General features: G+C 60.7%; 15 protein-coding genes and 1 pseudogene. 5 read left to right on the forward strand and 11 right to left on the reverse strand.

The features are described 5' to 3' along the window. Window positions 1-5: 5 nt before the first annotated feature. The 4 genes and pseudogenes from BN2476_RS38810 to BN2476_RS38825 form a co-directional block, all read left to right on the forward strand. The gene (locus BN2476_RS38810) at window positions 6-1,349 is read left to right on the forward strand and encodes a tetratricopeptide repeat protein (RefSeq protein WP_087739480.1); all 1,344 of its coding nucleotides are present in this window, start codon (window positions 6-8) and stop codon (window positions 1,347-1,349) included. Continuing rightward, complete coding sequence (locus BN2476_RS38815) at window positions 1,346-2,641, forward strand: MFS transporter (protein ID WP_087739481.1); 1,296 nt, start codon at window positions 1,346-1,348, stop codon at window positions 2,639-2,641. Before BN2476_RS38810 ends, BN2476_RS38815 begins: the two co-directional genes overlap by 4 nt. Before the next feature lie 12 nt (window positions 2,642-2,653). Then, window positions 2,654-3,580, forward strand: coding sequence for a LysR family transcriptional regulator (locus tag BN2476_RS38820; protein WP_087739482.1), 927 nt, complete (start codon window positions 2,654-2,656; stop codon window positions 3,578-3,580). 267 nt (window positions 3,581-3,847) lie between these two features. After that, window positions 3,848-4,079, forward strand: a pseudogene (locus tag BN2476_RS38825) (DDE-type integrase/transposase/recombinase); the annotation flags it as partial. Between the two features lie 241 nt (window positions 4,080-4,320). On the opposite strand, the gene BN2476_RS38830 reads toward BN2476_RS38825, so the two are convergent. Then, window positions 4,321-5,094 (reverse strand): SDR family NAD(P)-dependent oxidoreductase, encoded by a 774-nt coding sequence (locus BN2476_RS38830; RefSeq protein ID WP_087739483.1) that lies wholly within the window; start codon window positions 5,092-5,094, stop codon window positions 4,321-4,323. A 494-nt stretch (window positions 5,095-5,588) separates the two neighbouring features. On the opposite strand from BN2476_RS38830, the gene gcvA reads away from it, so the two are divergent. Next, window positions 5,589-6,506 (forward strand): transcriptional regulator GcvA, encoded by a 918-nt coding sequence (gene gcvA, locus BN2476_RS38835; protein ID WP_087739484.1) that lies wholly within the window; start codon window positions 5,589-5,591, stop codon window positions 6,504-6,506. 29 nt (window positions 6,507-6,535) lie between these two features. On the opposite strand, the gene BN2476_RS38840 is transcribed toward gcvA, so the two are convergent. The 10 genes from BN2476_RS38840 to BN2476_RS38885 form a co-directional block, all read right to left on the reverse strand. Further along, window positions 6,536-7,765 carry an MFS transporter gene (locus tag BN2476_RS38840; RefSeq protein ID WP_087739485.1) on the reverse strand — a complete coding sequence of 410 codons (1,230 nt, stop codon included), beginning with the start codon at window positions 7,763-7,765 and terminating at the stop codon, window positions 6,536-6,538. A gap of 139 nt (window positions 7,766-7,904) precedes the next feature. Continuing rightward, window positions 7,905-8,921 (reverse strand): alcohol dehydrogenase, encoded by a 1,017-nt coding sequence (locus tag BN2476_RS38845; protein WP_087739486.1) that lies wholly within the window; start codon window positions 8,919-8,921, stop codon window positions 7,905-7,907. 56 nt (window positions 8,922-8,977) lie between these two features. Then, on the reverse strand, window positions 8,978-10,132 hold the full coding sequence (locus tag BN2476_RS38850) for a flavin monoamine oxidase family protein (protein ID WP_087739487.1): 1,155 nt from the start codon (window positions 10,130-10,132) through the stop codon (window positions 8,978-8,980). 2 nt (window positions 10,133-10,134) lie between these two features. Then, complete coding sequence (locus tag BN2476_RS38855) at window positions 10,135-10,803, reverse strand: cupin domain-containing protein (protein ID WP_087739488.1); 669 nt, start codon at window positions 10,801-10,803, stop codon at window positions 10,135-10,137. A gap of 76 nt (window positions 10,804-10,879) precedes the next feature. Next, window positions 10,880-11,230 carry a carboxymuconolactone decarboxylase family protein gene (locus BN2476_RS38860; protein ID WP_087739489.1) on the reverse strand — a complete coding sequence of 117 codons (351 nt, stop codon included), beginning with the start codon at window positions 11,228-11,230 and terminating at the stop codon, window positions 10,880-10,882. Between the two features lie 64 nt (window positions 11,231-11,294). Beyond that, complete coding sequence (locus BN2476_RS38865) at window positions 11,295-11,576, reverse strand: hypothetical protein (RefSeq protein WP_087739490.1); 282 nt, start codon at window positions 11,574-11,576, stop codon at window positions 11,295-11,297. 609 nt (window positions 11,577-12,185) lie between these two features. Continuing rightward, entirely contained in the window at window positions 12,186-13,307 is a 1,122-nt protein-coding gene (gene tehA, locus BN2476_RS38870) for a dicarboxylate transporter/tellurite-resistance protein TehA (protein WP_438942939.1), read from the reverse strand. Then, window positions 13,210-13,467: a heavy-metal-associated domain-containing protein gene (locus BN2476_RS38875; protein ID WP_087739492.1), complete on the reverse strand. Its 258-nt coding sequence runs from the start codon at window positions 13,465-13,467 to the stop codon at window positions 13,210-13,212. Before BN2476_RS38875 ends, tehA begins: the two co-directional genes overlap by 98 nt. Before the next feature lie 85 nt (window positions 13,468-13,552). Beyond that, entirely contained in the window at window positions 13,553-14,764 is a 1,212-nt protein-coding gene (locus BN2476_RS38880) for a copper resistance protein B (protein WP_087739493.1), read from the reverse strand. Continuing rightward, complete coding sequence (locus tag BN2476_RS38885) at window positions 14,761-16,500, reverse strand: copper resistance system multicopper oxidase (protein ID WP_087739494.1); 1,740 nt, start codon at window positions 16,498-16,500, stop codon at window positions 14,761-14,763. The genes BN2476_RS38880 and BN2476_RS38885 overlap by 4 nt, the downstream gene beginning before the upstream one ends. Between the last annotated feature and the right edge of the window lie 33 nt (window positions 16,501-16,533).

The raw sequence follows: 16,533 nt of genomic DNA on the forward strand, positions 1-16,533 counted from the left end.
GATTTATGGGCCGCCTCGACCGCTACGATCTGCCGCTTTCGACAACATCCGACCTCGCCGCAGAGCGATACCGTACGGGTGTCGACCTGCTGCTGTCGCTGTGGCCGGGCGCCGGCGAAGCACTGGAAGAGGCGATCGCGGCCGACCCCGATTTCGCGCTGGCGTACGCCGCCCGCGCGCGCCTGCATGCGATCAGCGTGCAGCCGGCTCAGGCTCGCGCAAAGATCGCGAAGGCGCTCGATCTCGTCGCCCGTAACGGGACGGAACGTGAGCGCAGCCACGTCGACGTGCTGTCGCTGGCCATCAACGGACAGGCGGCCAAGGCACTCACTGCCGCGCTCGCGCACACCGACCGCTGGCCGCGGGACATCGTCATCCTGTCGATGCCGCTTGGGGCGTTCGGCCTCTTCGCGTTTTCCGGCATGGCCGACCACGACCAGGCACGCGTCGACCTGTGCGAACGCCACGCGAAACACTTCGATGCCGACGACTGGTGGTTTCTGACCTATCGAGGATGGGCGCACGGCGAAAACGGCGACCTCCAGCTCGGACGCGCGCTCACGCAACGCGCGCTGCAATTGCGGCGACACAACGTGAACGCGGCGCACGCCGTCGCCCACGTGCTGTACGAGTCCGGTGCGAACGACGAGGCGCAAGACATGATCACCGGCTGGCTGCCGGAGTACGACAAGACAGGCGTGCTTCACGGCCACATTGCATGGCATAGCGCGCTCATCGCACTTGAGCGGGCAGACACCGGGCGGGCGCTCGCCATCTACAACGAGCATGTCGCGCCGGCTGCGTCGCTCGGCACGCCGATCAACATCGTCAGCGACACGTCGTCGTTTCTCTGGCGCATGCAGGCCTACGGCCACGCTGTTCCGGCGGGCATGTGGGACGCCGCCGCAAAGTACGCGTCAGATTACTTCAAGGAAGCGGGGTTTCCATTCGCTGACTTCCACATGGCGCTGGTAGCCGCGGCGACGGGCGACAGCAAAGCCGTCGAACAACGCGTTGCCGTGCTCAACAGGCTCATCGACGGAGGCAAGCTTCCGGCCGGCCCCGTCGTCCCGGCGATCTGCCGCGCGTCGTTGGCCTTCGCCGAAGAAAAGTACGCACTCGCCGCGGAGATCCTCGAGCCGGTCGCGCGAGACGTCGTGCGAATCGGCGGAAGCGGCGCGCAGCGCGAGGTCGTCGAGGACACGCTTCTGGTTGCGCTCATGCGAAGCGGCGAGGCCGGGAAAGCGCATGCGATCCTCAACGAGCGGCTGCATCGTCGTCCGTCCCCTCGCGACGAGCGGTGGCTCGACCAGTTGCGCAGCGCTCAGGCGCCCCTCGCGAATCGATGATCGGGGCGACTTGCGTGCGGAAACTGCTCGTTCAAGGGATAGGCCCGGTCGCCGCAATCTCGATCGCGCAACTCTTCGGTACTGCACTGTGGTTCAGTGCAAACAGTACTGCCGGCGACCTGGTGAAAATCTGGCACATCAGCGCGGCTGACATCGGCTGGCTGACGAGCGCAGTGCAGCTCGGTTTCATCCTCGGCACACTCGTCGTCTCGCTGAGCGGCGCCGCCGATCGTTTTCGCGCGAGCAGGATCTTCGTCTGCAGCGCCGTCGTCGGTGCGCTGTTCAACCTTGGCTTTGCATGGCTGTCGACCGGTCTCGTGAGTGGCGCGCTGTTCCGGTTCGGCGTCGGTATCTGCCTCGCCGGTATCTATCCGATGGGAATGAAGCTGATCATCGGCTGGGCACCCAATCGCACGGGTCAGGCGCTCGCGCAGCTTGTCGGGATGCTCATACTCGGCACCGCACTACCCCACGCGATGCGCGTACTGGGAGCGGGTCTCTCATGGCAGCTGGTCATTTCCGCGTCGTCGTTGCTTGCTGTCGGTGGGGCCGGCATTATCGGCGCGCTCGGCGATGGGCCGCACTCTGTCGTGTCGCCCCGTTCCGCGCGCAACAAGGAGACACCAGCGACGTCGCCGCCATCCCTACTCAGCGCGTTTCGCGTTCGCCGGTTCCGGGCCGCGACGCTCGGATATTTCGGCCACATGTGGGAGCTTTACGCGTTTTGGACCGCTGTGCCGCTGCTGATTTCCCATACGTCTCTGACGAGTGCATTTGCGGGTCTCAGTGTGTCGGCGATGTCATTCATTGTGATCGGGATTGGCGCATTGGGCTCCGTGCTCGGCGGCGTTCTGTCGCGATACCTCGGCAGTGCGAAGGTGGCGACAGGCGCACTCGCGATATCCGGTCTATGTGGGCTCGTCTTCGCTTTGGGCTGGCGTCACCTGGCTCCCGAAACGATGGCAGTGCTTCTGCTGATCTGGGGCGCGTCGGCCCCCGCTGACTCGCCGCAGTTTTCCGCGCTCGCTGCCGACGCATGTCCGCGCGCGCTCGTGGGAAGCGCGCTCGCGATCCAGAACTCGATTGGCTTTGCGATCACGGTGTTATCGATTGGAGCGAGCACCTCGCTTTTCGAACATGTCGGACTCGATGCGATGTGGCTGCTGGTGCCGGGACCGGTGCTGGGTCTGGCCGGGTTTGCGCTCACTTTGCGAAAAGCGAGATCGTCGCGGGAGCCGATGCAGTGCACCGATAGCGTCGATCGCCCGCGAAGCACCGAAGCGTTGCGCTGATGGAGAACAGGGATGCTAGACCTCCAGTACCTCTCGATCGTGATGGAAGTGGATCGCCTCGGCAGCGTGACCGCGGCGGCCGACCGGTTGAATGTGACGCAGTCGGCGCTCTCTCACATGGTTCGAAAATTCGAAGAGCGGCATGGCGTCAAGCTCTGGACCAAGAACGGCCGCGGACTGCGGTTCACACACGCCGGCGAATATCTGCTTGGCCTCGCCGGGCGCGTGATACCGCAGATGGAGCACGCGGAACGGACGCTGACGAATTTCGCGGAGGGTCGCCGTGGAGCGCTGCGCGTGGGCATGGAATGTCATCCGTGCCAGAAATGGCTTACCCGGCTCACGCCGCACTATCTCGCGGCCTGGCCCGATGTCGATTTCGATGTGCGCACCGCATTCCGTTTTGACGGCGTTGCCGCGCTGCTTGGGTACGAAATCGATCTGCTCATCACGCCCGACCCGATCGACGTGCCGGACATCACGTTCGCTCCCGTCATCGACTATGAGTTGATGCTGGTGGTGCCGGAGCGCCATCCGCTCGCCACACGGGAGTTCGCTGTGCCTCAGGACCTGATGAGCGAGGAACTGATCACGGTTCCCGTGAGCAAGGAGCGCCTCGACATCTTCACGCGCTTTCTGGTGCCCGCGCACTGCAAGCCGAAATTTCATCGGACGGCCGAGCAGACTGAACTGATGCTGCAACTGGTTGCAGCCGGTCGCGGCATCGCCGTCTTACCGAACTGGCTCGTGGCGGAGGAGGGGAGCGGGTTGCCTGTGCGGACCATCCGGCTCGGCGAGCATGGCTTGAGCAAGAGCATCAATGTCGGGGTCCGCAAGGGCGAAGAAGATGTCGCCTATATCGCCGGGTTCCTGAAGATGGCGCACGATCTCTGGGCGCCAGCGCAACGGATGGTGGCCGACCAAACGGACCGGGAGTGACCCAATGAATACAGAAGCCTCGCAACGGGGTGACTCGCCTCACGAGATAGCCGATGCCGGTAGCAACATCGCGGGACTGACGCGATCGCGCTAGCGCTGGCTGGCGCCCATTCGATAATCGTATATCGACAAAGCGGTCACTCGAAATGAGCGGATGACCAACCTAGTTCGTATGCCAGTCGACGCAAGCCTCGCTAAGGAGCCAATCACGAAACGCGAAAAGTCTCGGCAACGCAGCACATTCCTTCCGGTAGACGACGTAAGACGCGAGCCCTGCGCACGCTGACGATTGTCGACAACTACAGACGTGAGTGTCTGGATATCGGTGTCGGGGCGTCGCTAAAAGGCGAAGACGTAGTTGTCGCTTTCTATCGCATCACATCAGATCGGCCAATACCGCGCCTGATCAAGGCAGATAGCGGGTCCGAATTCATCTCGAAGGCGCTGGGATCGATGGGCATACGAGAACGTCGTAGAGATCGACTTCTCACGTCCCGGCAACGCTGCACACATCAATCGACTTCCATGCCGCCTGTCGACTGGGATGCGGCGGGTCGAGCGTTATGCGCCTGCGGGACGAACCCACCGCCCGGGCGGATGCGGGGAAAGACGCTCGGCTTGGGGGCGCCCCGAGGGAGTTGAGACAGTAGCGGGCGCTGTCGGTGAGCCGGCAGTAGCTGAGCAATGCCGCCGGTTGTCGGAAGGACAACCGGGAAACGAGCGTCTTGTCTCGGTGGATATCAGTTACGGCCAGCCATCACACCGCCGTCGACGTCCCAGATGGCGCCGGTTACCCAGCTTGCCTTGTCCGAGAGCAGGAAGGTGACCGCTTCGGCGACATCCTGCGGCGTGCCCACGCGGCCGATGGGATGAAAGCTATTGAAACCCTGCAGCGCGCTGTGCACTTCTGCCTTCGGAATGAAGCCTTCGTAGATTGGCGTCTGGACTACTGCTGGCGACACTGCATTGACCCGGATGTGCTTGGGTGCCAGTTCCATTGCGAGGTGCTGAGTCAGCGAATGCAGACCAGCCTTGGCCATGGAGTATGCGGACGACGGGGTTGCTGCGATGGCTTGCTTTGCCCACATTGAGCCGATATTTACAATCGCGCCGGGGCGAGCCCTGGCGACCAGGTTGGCGGCGACTTTCTGCGTGATGAAGAAAAACGCCTTGTTCAGCTTCATGTACTGATCATAGTCTGCGTCCTGATGCTCCAGGAACGGCTTGGGAAAGAAGATTCCGGCCGCATTGACGAGCAGATCGATATCCGGGTACTGCTCGTCGATCGCCTTGAGCAGAGCGGCCAGCCCGTCGTTGCTCGATAGGTCGGCCATCAATAGCGTTACCTGGCCCAATGTGGCCAATTCCTTGCGCGCCTCTTCGGCCTTGTCCGCGCGGTGGCCCACAATTACCGCGCTGCCGCCTTCGGCGAGAACCATACGGGCCGTCTCCAGCCCCATTCCGCTGGTGCCGCCGACGACCAGCAGTTTCTTGCCCTTGAATTGATTGCTCATTTGAAATGCCTCCGCCCGCTACTTGGCAGGCTTAAGTTTGAATGAATTGGACTCGCGCTCACGGCCGGGAAGAAACGGATCTCAGTTGCGCCGATGCGACGGAGCCGCAACGTTCGAACGACCGCTACCTCTTTTCTCACTTGGCAAGGACACTATCAAAGCCAACAACAACTAGAAGCAAAACTAGTCGCAGTCGTGCATCGGACGTCGGTCCAGGAACAGGCCTCACCATCGTCGACCCAGTGCGGATTCTTCGCTGAATTGTTCTTGTGGGCAAATGAGATAAAGTGTGTCGAATTGACAGAAAAACTTTCTATTGCGGGCGCCACAGAAAGCGATATCCTGTGCTCAAACTGCAACGTCGGATCTGAAGTGCCTCCATAGGGCGAATACTATGACGCACTGGTCCCGCACGGAAACGTCAGTAGAGACGTGCCCTGGGATAGTCCTCGGGCCCTTTTTACCCTTGAACTCCCAATGAAGTTTATCTTTGCATGAAGGGTCCCGTACATCTCAATGCGCTTCGAGCGTTTGAAGCGAGCGCTCGGCACCAAAGCTTCTCGTCTGCGGCAGCGGAACTGAACGTGACGCCTGCGGCAGTGGGTCAATTGGTTCGCTCGCTCGAAGAGTGGCTCGGTACACCATTATTTCATAGAGGAACAAGCGGCCGTTCCCGCCTCATTCCGACCGAGACGGCGGAGCGTGCGTTGCCTGATATTCGCGCAGGGTTTGATCGGCTTTCACTCGGATTGGATCGCTTGCGCGAAGGCTCCAGGAACGGTGTGTTGACGGTCGCGGTTAGTCCATCGTTTGCGGGGAAGTGGCTGATGCCGCGGATAGAGCGGTTTCACGAAATGTGGCCGGAGACCGACGTTCGGCTCGACACGAACCTCAAGCTGGTCGACTTCACCGCTCAGGGCATCGATATCGGTGTGCGGTATGGGCGCGGCTCCTGGCCAGGCCTCGTGGCGGAAAAGCTGATGGACGAGCAAGTCTACGTCGTTTGCTCTCCCGCATGGCTCGCCAAAAACGGCAAGCTCAGGACACCCACTGACCTCGCCGGCAAAGCACTGATACACGATCTGTCGGTCGATACCCACCTCGGATTCGCATCGTGGAGCGACTGGCTTAAGCGGGCGGGAGTAGAGAACGTCGATGCGAGGCGGGGGATGCGGATCAATAACTCGGCCGCAGTGTTGCAAGCAGTGGTGGACGGTCATGGCGTAGCGCTGGCGCGGAGCGTCTTGGCCCGCGACGATCTGGCCGCCGGCCGGCTGGTCCAATTGTTCCCAAAGGTAAAGTGGACCTCCGAACTGGCTTACTACATCGTTTACCGCGGAGAGTGCTCGTCTCTGCCCAAGCTTGTGGCATTCCGCGAATGGTTAATCCAGGAGGCGGCATCGGCACAGTAATCGGTCATTGCCTCGCGTCGTAGAGCCGATCAACTGACGACGCTGCGCCGGTATGCTGTCGCCGAGACGATCAGAGCAAACATCGCCAACGCAAGAGGAATGAATGACAACGAGAGCACCATGTTCCAGCCATATGAGGTCAGGAGACCGCCCGACAGCAAGGAGCCGAAGGTCATCGTCCCGAAGACAATGAAGTCGTTGAGCGACTGCACGCGGGCCTTTTCTTCCGGTCTATGGCATTCGAGTACGAGAGCCGACGCCCCCACGAAGCCGAAGTTCCACCCTACGCCGAGCAGAATTAACGTGAGCCAGAAATGCGCGACATCGACGCCCGCCAACCCGACGACGGCGGAAAGAGCGATGAGTATCAGGCCCGTCATAACAACCTTTTGTGCCCCGAAGCGCGTGATCAAACGCCCGGTAAAGAAGCTGGGACCATACATCGCGATGATGTGCCATTGAATCCCAAGGTTGGACGACGTCTGCGGCAGGCCACACATTTGCATCGCAAGTGGTGCCGCCGTCATGAGGAAGTTCATCAGCAGGTATGAGACGGTTGCGCAGACAACTGCGGTCACAAACCTGGACTGGCGAGCGATGATGCTGATTGGACGGCCACCGGGCGCCGCCGTCGTCGAAGTCTTTGGAAGACGCACACCAAAAAGGATAAGTGCCGATATTGCGGCGACGGCTGCTTGCGCCAAGAATGTCGCAGCGAACGCATGAGGCGCCCACAAGTTCACGGTGTAGGTGACGAGTTGCGGGCCAATCACGCCCGCGAAGACACCGCCGGCCATGACGAACGATAGTGCACGCGGACGCCGCTCTGACTGGACGCAATCCGCGGCCGCGAAGCGGAAGGACAAGACCACCGCGGCGTAGGCCCCGCCGAAGAAGGTTGCTGCGCAAAAGAGCCAGAAAGCGCTCACTACTACCGCCAAAGCTGCAAGCAAGCCGGCAAGCATGCCGCATCCTGTGCCGGTCAGAAAGGCTGTCCGGCGGCCATAGCGCTGCGCGATGGCGCCGCTGGGTAGCGAGCAAGCCGCCATCCCCACTACGAAGATGGAGATAGGGAGTGTCGCCAGCGCGTGACTCGGGGCAAGCGCATTCCCGACGATTGCGCCCGTCGAGTAGATAATCGCCGAGTTCGCGCCGGCAAATGCCTGCGCGACGGTGAGCCTTGTGATATTGCCTTTCGCGTGAACGTAAGAGGACGACAATGGCGACGTGGTCGGGGGGGAGGATTGGCCGTGTGGCATAGGTTCGGTCTAGATTGCCCGGACTGGCGAGCGTTGCGAAGCGAAGAAGCATCGGCTATGTTCGGCGACCGCTGGGCTAGAACCCCGGCTCAGCGGTCGGCATCGCGATTATGGGTGGTGCCCACTAACATGCGTTTTTCTATCGCATGACTAAGACCATCCTGAACTTGACATCGCCGCTCTTCACTTTCTCATAGGCGGCAAGCGCGTTTTCCAGTGGCATGGTTTCGATCATTGGCCGAACGTCGGTCAGCGCGCTGAAATTCAGCGCTTTTTCGTTCTCGTAGGGAGTGCCTGTCATTGACCCGATGACACTCTTTTCTCCGGAGACCAGTTGGCCGCTTGCGACTGGTAACGGATCTTTGCCCACGCCCAGCACGATCAATCTGCCCTGTGGGGCGAGGCCCGCAATGCACGCGGATACAGTGGCGGCGTGGCCTATCGTCGTGACGATAGCTTGCGCGCCTCCCATCTCCTGGAGTTTGGCAGCGGCGTCGTCTTCATTCGTGTCGATATAGACATGCGCGCCCAGTGCCAATGCATCGTCGACAATCTCCCTCCCGCGGCCGATGGCTACGACCTTGAAGCCCATTTTTCGCGCGTATTGCAACGCCATGTGCCCAAGCCCACCGATGCCCAGCACGGCCACGAGATCACCCGCTTCGGCCCCTGACTTCTTGAGTGCATTGAAGGTGGCAAGGCCCGCACACAAGATGGGCGCCGCCTCTTCGGAGTCGAGTTCGTCGGGAATCGAAACCAAGCCAGTGCTGCGAGCGATCATCACTTCGGCGTAGCCGCCATCGGTCGTTACGCCAACGACCGGCTGATTCCGACAAAGTTGGAATTCCCCGCGTCGACACTGGTCGCATTCGTTGCAATGGCCGCCGAGGCGGCCGACGCCTACGCGCTGCCCCATCTTCCATATCGTTGGTACTGCCGCCCCGATGGCAGCAATTCGTCCGATCACTTCATGTCCTGGCACGCGCGGCTTCGATTTGGGATCGGCTCGGTCGATCTGGCCGATGTCGGCGCCGCAAATTCCGCATACCTCCACCTCGATCAAAACTTCGCCCGCTCCTGGAGTGGGTCTCGGTCGTTCGACCAGTTCAAGAAATCCAGGCCGGCTCAACTGCATTGCTCGATATGTGCTGTTCATGCTCGTGTCTCAAAGAGTAGGGGGATTAGACGATTCCTGGTTGCGACGCCCGGCTATTACACTCCGACGCCCCAACCGTTTACTGCCGCGGTACGGATTGCCTCGCGTACGCCGATGGTTGCGGCATCGATGGCGCCTGCCACATAACCAGGAAACCGAACTGACCATTCGCTGGCTATTCCCACCAGACGTCCATGCCACGGTGACGACGTGACGGTCGCCTGCGGCGCCGCGCCATGTCCTGCTGCGCCTTCGAGGTCGACCGCCGTCGCGGTCAGAGGATCGGCGGCCCAGTCTTTGATCAGCTCCGCTTTAGGCTGCTCAGCCTCTGCGCCAAACATGCGCTTGAACTGCGCTCGACAGTGGAGCAGTAATTCTTGCTCCGGCACACGCTTGCGCGTGTGGGCGGGAACGCCGAAGAAGCCGAACAGTGCGGCGCTGCCGCCCGGCATCGAGGCATCGTGGACTTCTGCGAGCGGTCCCACAGCGCTACGGGCTTCGCCGGAAAGTCCTCGATCGCGCCAGAATGGCCTGTCGTAGACAGCGACATATTTGGCGTGCGATGCCATCCAGGTAGCCGTATTGCTCCAGGCGCGCGAGATCGAATCCGGCAATGGCGGCGTGAAGTCGATCGCGGATGTCGCCAAGCGTGGGGGGACGGCAAGCAACACGAATTGCACGCGGTAAGTGATAAGCCGTTCGCGCGAATCCTCAGCATCGACTTCGATTTGTTGACCGCTATGGCGGACGCGCTTGACGCTGTGACCGACAGAGAGGCGGTCCTGCGGGAGCTTTTTGCACAGGGCCGCTACCAGTGCGTTCATCCCACCCACCAGACGCATCGACCGGGGCGATGCAGCGTGGCCGGAGTGGACCCGCAAAGGCCCCTCGTTTGACGATCGCTCGATAATCATGCTGCCGACGTCATGCTGTTCGAACCGTTCAAGTTCTAGACTGCTGACGAGACGATCGAACTGAGGCTGAAACTCGGGCCAGAACCACGTTGGCCCTAAGTCAAAGCGGTCGAAGGTATCGGATGTATCTTGGCCTGATTCATCCATTCCGGCGGGCGACACGGAAAGAATGCGACCGCCAAACGTGGAGCGTGCTTCCAGCAACACGTAGTCTTCGATGCCCTGTTGCTCGAGAAGAAGAGCCGCATACAGACCGCTTAGTCCACCCCCGATAATGGCGATGCGCGCTGCTCTCATGCCTATGCCTCCGCGGCCCGATTAGCCAGGTGACCGGTCTTGAGGTAGCAGGTCGCTCCTTGTGGGCCGGCGACGATCTCGGGATACTTACCCACGGGTAATCGTACCCAACTGCCCCGATCACAGGGCCGTTTCCCAACTACTAGATTTCCGGCCAATACCAGCAATTCGGCGCCGTCTATCTGGCCGTCGAATAATGCTTCGCCTGCCGATAGGCGTTGCAGACAAACTTGCTCGGTATCCGATGAGAACAGAGGACATACCTCGCGCCGACCTTGGCGCTGCCAGAATCCGGGATCGCGTGTGTCGATGCGAACTCGGTGGTGTTCTCCCGGGTGCATTTGCCGAAGCTTGACGAAAATGATCGCGCCCTCGGCGCTGGACGGCTGATGGATGGATCCTGGCGGGTTGCGCAGATACCAGCCGGCCGGATAGTGGTCGTCGCGCTCGGAGAACGTGCCGGACAGGACGAAGATCTCCTCTCCTCGCGGGTGCGCATGGCCGGGGAAGTGTGAACCGGCCGCATACCGCACGATGCTGGTTGCCCGGGCTTGTTCCTCGCCAATTCTGTCGAGTATCACGCGCTCGACGCCGCTCTGAGGGGAGGCGACCCAGTCGTAACGGTCTGGTGTGACGACGACTGGGCGCGAAAAATCTGCATTTACAAGCATGGATGTCTTACCGCAAACGCCGAAAATGAACGGCCGGCTTACCCACTATCGGCGGCCGACCGCGTACAGAGGTGATTCAGGTATTCGTATTGACCAGTTGCGCGTGGGCTTCGAACACGTGCGCCGTGTAGACCAGGGCGGGTCCTGCGTTCATTGCGATGGCCACGCTCAGCGCTTCAGCAATTTCCTCGCGTGTCGCGCCCAGTTCGACGGCTTTCTTCGTATGCACCGAGATGCAACCGTCGCAGCGTGTGGTGACGGCCACGGCCAGCGAGATCAGTTCGTGAATCTTTGGGCCGAGCGTGCCGTTTTTTTCGGGCGAACTTTCGATCATGTGGAGGCCCTTCATCACTTCCGGGCTAAGCTCCGCGTAGTCTGCGACGCGCGCGAGCAAAGAAGCACGGTAGTCGTTCCAGTCATTCATCATTTTGGTATCTTCCCAGAAGGTAATAAGAGGTTAGGTGCCAGCGCAGCACATTGCTGTATGGGGATCAGGCGACTTGATAGATACGCACGTCCGGCGCTGCATCCAGCAGGGGTTTGAGCCCGCCGACGACGTCCGCGGTGAACAACTCGCTCTGCAAGTAGGCATTCGCGTTCGCTTCGCTATCGAAACCGTGCATCACCTGCACGTCCTCATCGCGCACCAGCAGTTGCTTCGACTTCGCGCCGGCGATGGTGTTGAGGAAGGGGGCCTTGTATTTCTCGTAGACCCCCGCGGCAGCTGCCCGATTTGCATTTGCGACCTTGAGAATAATCTGCAGATAGACCATTTCGTTGCTCCTGTCCTGTTTATGCAATGGGTGACCTTCGTGTTCTGCGATTGCAGTGCAATGAATCGGCAGCACGACGCCGATAAAGTCTGCCTACGGAAAACGATACATACCGATTCATATCGCGCCGAAGCGATGCTGGCTGCGTGTCCCTTCCGTAACGCTGCGTTTCGCTGAGGTGAATTCTTCGCTGATTTATGGGGCGCCGCAAACGAGATTTAGTGTCGCTGATGGAAAGAAAAAATTTGCGGTGGTAGATTCGCCACCTCTCAGATCGCTCTCAGTTCCTGCCTGACAAAGTGTTTGTTGTAGTGGCGAATAGAAATGGTGCCGTGTGCGGCGATGGTTCGATGGCGACGCATGCGGCTATTGAGGGCGATCGAGTTGCTTGGCAGGAGGAGTGACCCAGTCCACAATGGAACTTAGATATGGCTCAACGTCAGCTTTTGTGTGCGGTTTTTCGGGCACCGATCCGCAAGCACATATGCGGCGGCGCGAAGAGCACGCGAGTGTTCGGTTGCCACCGAAGGCTCGCGCAAAACCTTCGGGGCCAGCGAGCGAGGATGAACCCAGCCGGCGCCGAATCAGTCCTCAGAGGAGGGTACCCCGCTAATGGGATGACCACGTTTTGATGAGCAGGCGGACCGTCCGTATCGCAAGGTAGCCAATGAACAGGTTGGCGCCGACGAATACGGGTATAGCCAGCAATTGCGCCGATCGCACGCCCGACTGCGCTAGCTTGAGGCTGCAGACCGTTGCGGCGGCGATACCGAACGTATAGGCCCAGTAGGCGGGGATAAAGGACTGCACGCCGAGCCACAATCCGAGGCGTAGGCCAAGCAGCAGTTGGAAAAGTCCGTAACCCCAGAGCATGAGAAGCCAGTGGTCCGTGCTACCAGGGGACAATGCCAGCCAAGCCATGGCGCAAACGACCGGCGGGGCGAACTGAATGCCAATGAGAGGGCGCTGACACGCGGGTATCGCTGTTGAATGCCATAGCCGATGGATTACCAGGGATTCGAGGGCCAACCATGAGAACAGTCCGGCACCTAAAAATAGCCAACCCCAGTCCGGGGACCCTAACGAACCAAGCGCCGCTGCGCTAGTGAAGTTGCCGGCAACGGTCGGCAGATACAGGGTCGGCACCATGTCCTCCGAGTTCCTGCCGCCCTGCCATAGCGTGCCTGTGTGCCAGAGGGAGAAGCCCAGGTGCCATGCGATGCCGCTTATGGCTAGAAACCACGCCACGGTAATCGAGTATGGAAGGACTGCCATGGCAACGAGCAAAGTGGATACCGCCAACAACGCAGGCGTGCCTCCCTGCACAGGATGCAGGAACTCGGCTTTGACGGCTTCGAAGTTCCGGATGGCTTGCCACAAGTAGCCGATGGCGAGTATGGTCCAGACCAATCCCGCAATGGCCAGAAGCGCTTCGGCAACGGCGGGCGGGAGGTCCCATAGGCGTGCCGCCATGCGCCACGCCTGCCCGAGACCGGAGACACCCAGGACTGTGCCGAAGTGGGACGCCGGAATGTGAGTCCGGCATATCTGCATAAGGCGTGTCGTCGTCGGCGTCGCCGTATCGCAATGATGGTGTTCATCGCGAGAGGGCGACGCTGTGAGCGAGCAAACCTTATTGCTGTTGTCCACAGCAGCTCTTCGCCTGAGTGCAGGCGTTGGCGTTCGCATCATCGATCCGCACGGGCGTGTAACCGGCATCCGCAATGGCATCCTGCAGCTCGTTTGGATCGGCGTCGGTCGATTCGATCGTCACCAGGTGCTTGGCCGGGTCGACGGTGAACTTGGCATCGTTGTCCACGGCCTTCAGCGCTTTCGTGATCAAGCTGACGCAGTGACCGCAAGTCATGTCATTTACTTCAAAGGCAATCATGAGATTTCTCCTACAGGGGTTTGTCGATGAGACGTTGGAACTATCCGGCTTCCAATCATCGGAATGTCAAGGGGCTTTGTTGCAGCTAATACCAAATGCGAATGCCGGCGACCCAGTGTTGATCGAAGACGGCTTGATGATCTTCACGGGCGAAATCGGCTGTGCCGCCGAAGCGGCGCTTCCACTCGACCCCGATGTAGGGCGCGACGCGCCGATTAATCTCATAACGCAAACGCAACCCGAGCTGGGCGTCGGAGATTCCAGCGCCGATGCGCCTGGCAGGATCCGACCGCCCATACGCGTTGATCTCGAGGTCCGGTTGCAGGATCAGTCGCTGAGTGAAGCGCATGTCGTACTCCGCGCGCACGCGGGCAGCGGTTCGGCCTGTTGGATCCACGTAGCCGGTGGCTTCGATATCGAAGTTGTAAGGCACTATGCCCTGTACACCGAATGCGGCCCAATGGCGAGACGGTCCATCACCGAAGTCCTGGCGTATGCCGAGTTCCGTGTCCCAATATGCCGCGACTGCATGACTCCAGAGCGCCTCGACATCAGCATCTTCGAAGCGGCCGCCACTACGTTCTCCTTCGCTGCGGACCCACAGCTTATTGCTGTCGCTGCCGTACCATCCGTGCATTTCCCAAGCCAGTCCATTAGTGTCCTTGTCGTGGAATGCTTCCAACTGGTCGAATTGCAGCATGCCCAGTGGCGCGGCGTCGTCCATGTCCATGCCCGGCTCGGAACTGGCGCTGGCACCTTCGGAGTAGTCGGGGCTGCGCGCGTTGGGCGGTGCGCTGCCGCCCTGCATGGACCCCATTCGCATGGGCATCGGATTCTTGCCGTTGCCATGCGGCTCAGCGTTGCTGTTTTGCATGGAGCCCATCATGGGCTGCATCTGCATGCCGGGCATCGAATGCTCGTCGCGCGTCGCCGCGTCGCCGTTTTGCATCGAGTTCATCTTGGGAGGTATCTGCGTGCCGGGCATCGAATGCTCGTCGTGCGTCGCCGCGTCGCCGTTTTGCACGGAATTCATCTTGGGAGGCATCTGCATGCCGGGCATCAAATGCTCGTCGTGCGGCGCTGCGTCGCCGTTTTGCATGGAGTTCATCTTGGGAGGCATCTGCATGCCGCCCATCGAATTTTCATCATGCGACGAAGCGTTCGTCGAGGGCATCGAACTGCCGGCGGGGGGCTGAGCCACCTGGGCGATGGATAGGGCCGGCGCGGCCAGCAGTCCCGCCGCGAGCCACAGAAAGCGCCGCGGGACCATGGCGGTAGTTTGTCGGGTTTTAATCATGACACGACCACCTCGCGGAACATGCCCGCAAACATGTGATAGAGCATATGGCAGTGGTAGGCCCAGTGTCCCGGCGTATCGGCCGTCACACCATAGGCGATACGTTGCGCAGGCTGCACGTTGATAGTGTGCTTGCGCACCTGGAAACCACCGGACGGATTTTCCAGCTCGCTCCACATGCCATGCAGGTGGATCGGATGATTCATCATGGTGTCGTTGACGAGCACGACGCGCACGCGCTCCCCAGTTCTTAAGTGAACCGGCTTTGCATCGGAGTACTTCACTCCGTCAAACGACCACATGAACCGCTCCATGTTGCCGGTAAGGTGCAGTTCGATTTCGCGGTTCGGCTCGCGCGGGTCCAGCGACCCGCCGATCGTATGCAGATCGGCATAGGTGAGGACGCGGCGACCGTTGCCGCGCAGACCTGCGCCCGGGTCGTCGAGATTGGTGCGTGGCATATCGACACGCATGTCGACACCGGGGCCATATTCGGTACGAGCGTGATGCGCGGGCGGCGTCGCGGCCATCATGCCCATCATCCCCATCCCGGGTTTCCCCGACATTCCCCCTTGCCCATGCATCCCGCCCATCATCATTGCGCCCATCATGTCTGCCTTGTCCAACCAGCCGACCGGATCCATTTTCGGAATGTCCGCCTGCATGCCTGGGCGCGGAGCGAGCGTGCCTCGCGCGTAGCCGCTGCGGTCGATCGATTGGGCGAACACGGTGTACGCGCGGTCGTCTTCGGGCTGGACGATCACGTCGTAGGTTTCAGCAATGGAAATGCGGAACTCATCCACGCTCACCGGCTCCACGTCCTGTCCGTCGGCGCTGACCACGGTCATCTTCAGGCCAGGAATGCGCACGTCGAAGACCGACATCGAAGAGCCGTTGATAAAGCGCAGTCGCACCTTTTCGCCGGGCTTGAAAAGTCCCGTCCAATTGTCGGCCGGCGAGTGTCCGTTCGTCAGATAGGTATAGATCTGTCCCGACACGTCGCTGTAGTCGGTCGGATTCATACGCATCTGCTCCCACATCTTGCGCCTCGCTAGAGCATTACTCAGCCCATGCTCTCCCACGTCGCGGAAGAAATCCGGGGCTGTGGGCATGGCGTAGTTGTAGTAATCGCCCGACTTCTTCAGCGTTGCGTAAATGTGCTCGGGGTCATCGTCGGACCAGTCGTTGAGCATGACGACATAGTCGCGGTCGACCGCAATGCGATCGGGTCCAGCGGGTTCGATAACCAGCGGGCCGAACACCCCCGTTTGTTCCTGAAAGCGTGAATGCGAGTGGTACCAATAGGTGCCGGCCTGCCGCACGGGGAAGCGATAGACGAAGCTCTCGCCCGGTGCGATGCCAGGAAAGCTGAGGCCAGGCACCCCATCCATTTCAGTTGGAACAAGAATGCCGTGCCAATGAATGGAAGTTGGCACCCGTAGCCGATTGGTCACGCGCAGCGTCACTGTGGTCCCCTCCTTCCAGCGGAGCGTGGGCCCGGGAAGGCTGCCGTTGATGGTCGTGGCCGGACGTGAATGGCCAGTGTAGTTGACGGGGGTCTCGGCGATATCCAGTGCGAAATCGGTACCGCTCAACACGGTCGGCTGGTCGGGGCTGTTCAGCGCCCAGGTGCGCGAGGACTGGAGTAGGCCAAGTGTAGCAGCGGCACCGCCCAAGGCCACGCCTTGAACGAAGCGCCGCCGCGACGTACTGGTTGGTGGATTACGACTTTGCATTTAATTCTCCGTGATCTACGGCAGTCGGTAAGC

Source organism: Paraburkholderia piptadeniae (assembly GCF_900007165.1).
Classification (GTDB): Bacteria; Pseudomonadota; Gammaproteobacteria; order Burkholderiales; family Burkholderiaceae; genus Paraburkholderia; species Paraburkholderia piptadeniae.

Coding starts and splice junctions, on each gene's coding strand:
- BN2476_RS38875 (WP_087739492.1), bottom strand. CDS start 13,467: ATGATTGCCTTTGAAGTAAATGACATGACTTGCGGTCACTGCGTCAGC.
- BN2476_RS38845 (WP_087739486.1), bottom strand. CDS start 8,921: ATGAACAGCACATATCGAGCAATGCAGTTGAGCCGGCCTGGATTTCTT.
- tehA (WP_438942939.1), bottom strand. CDS start 13,307: ATGCCATTGCGGATGCCGGTTACACGCCCGTGCGGATCGATGATGCGA.
- BN2476_RS38885 (WP_087739494.1), bottom strand. CDS start 16,500: ATGCAAAGTCGTAATCCACCAACCAGTACGTCGCGGCGGCGCTTCGTT.
- BN2476_RS38880 (WP_087739493.1), bottom strand. CDS start 14,764: ATGATTAAAACCCGACAAACTACCGCCATGGTCCCGCGGCGCTTTCTG.
- BN2476_RS38820 (WP_087739482.1), top strand. CDS start 2,654: ATGCTAGACCTCCAGTACCTCTCGATCGTGATGGAAGTGGATCGCCTC.
- BN2476_RS38810 (WP_087739480.1), top strand. CDS start 6: ATGGGCCGCCTCGACCGCTACGATCTGCCGCTTTCGACAACATCCGAC.
- gcvA (WP_087739484.1), top strand. CDS start 5,589: ATGAAGGGTCCCGTACATCTCAATGCGCTTCGAGCGTTTGAAGCGAGC.
- BN2476_RS38860 (WP_087739489.1), bottom strand. CDS start 11,230: ATGATGAATGACTGGAACGACTACCGTGCTTCTTTGCTCGCGCGCGTC.
- BN2476_RS38855 (WP_087739488.1), bottom strand. CDS start 10,803: ATGCTTGTAAATGCAGATTTTTCGCGCCCAGTCGTCGTCACACCAGAC.
- BN2476_RS38840 (WP_087739485.1), bottom strand. CDS start 7,765: ATGCCACACGGCCAATCCTCCCCCCCGACCACGTCGCCATTGTCGTCC.
- BN2476_RS38850 (WP_087739487.1), bottom strand. CDS start 10,132: ATGAGAGCAGCGCGCATCGCCATTATCGGGGGTGGACTAAGCGGTCTG.
- BN2476_RS38830 (WP_087739483.1), bottom strand. CDS start 5,094: ATGAGCAATCAATTCAAGGGCAAGAAACTGCTGGTCGTCGGCGGCACC.
- BN2476_RS38865 (WP_087739490.1), bottom strand. CDS start 11,576: ATGGTCTATCTGCAGATTATTCTCAAGGTCGCAAATGCAAATCGGGCA.
- BN2476_RS38815 (WP_087739481.1), top strand. CDS start 1,346: ATGATCGGGGCGACTTGCGTGCGGAAACTGCTCGTTCAAGGGATAGGC.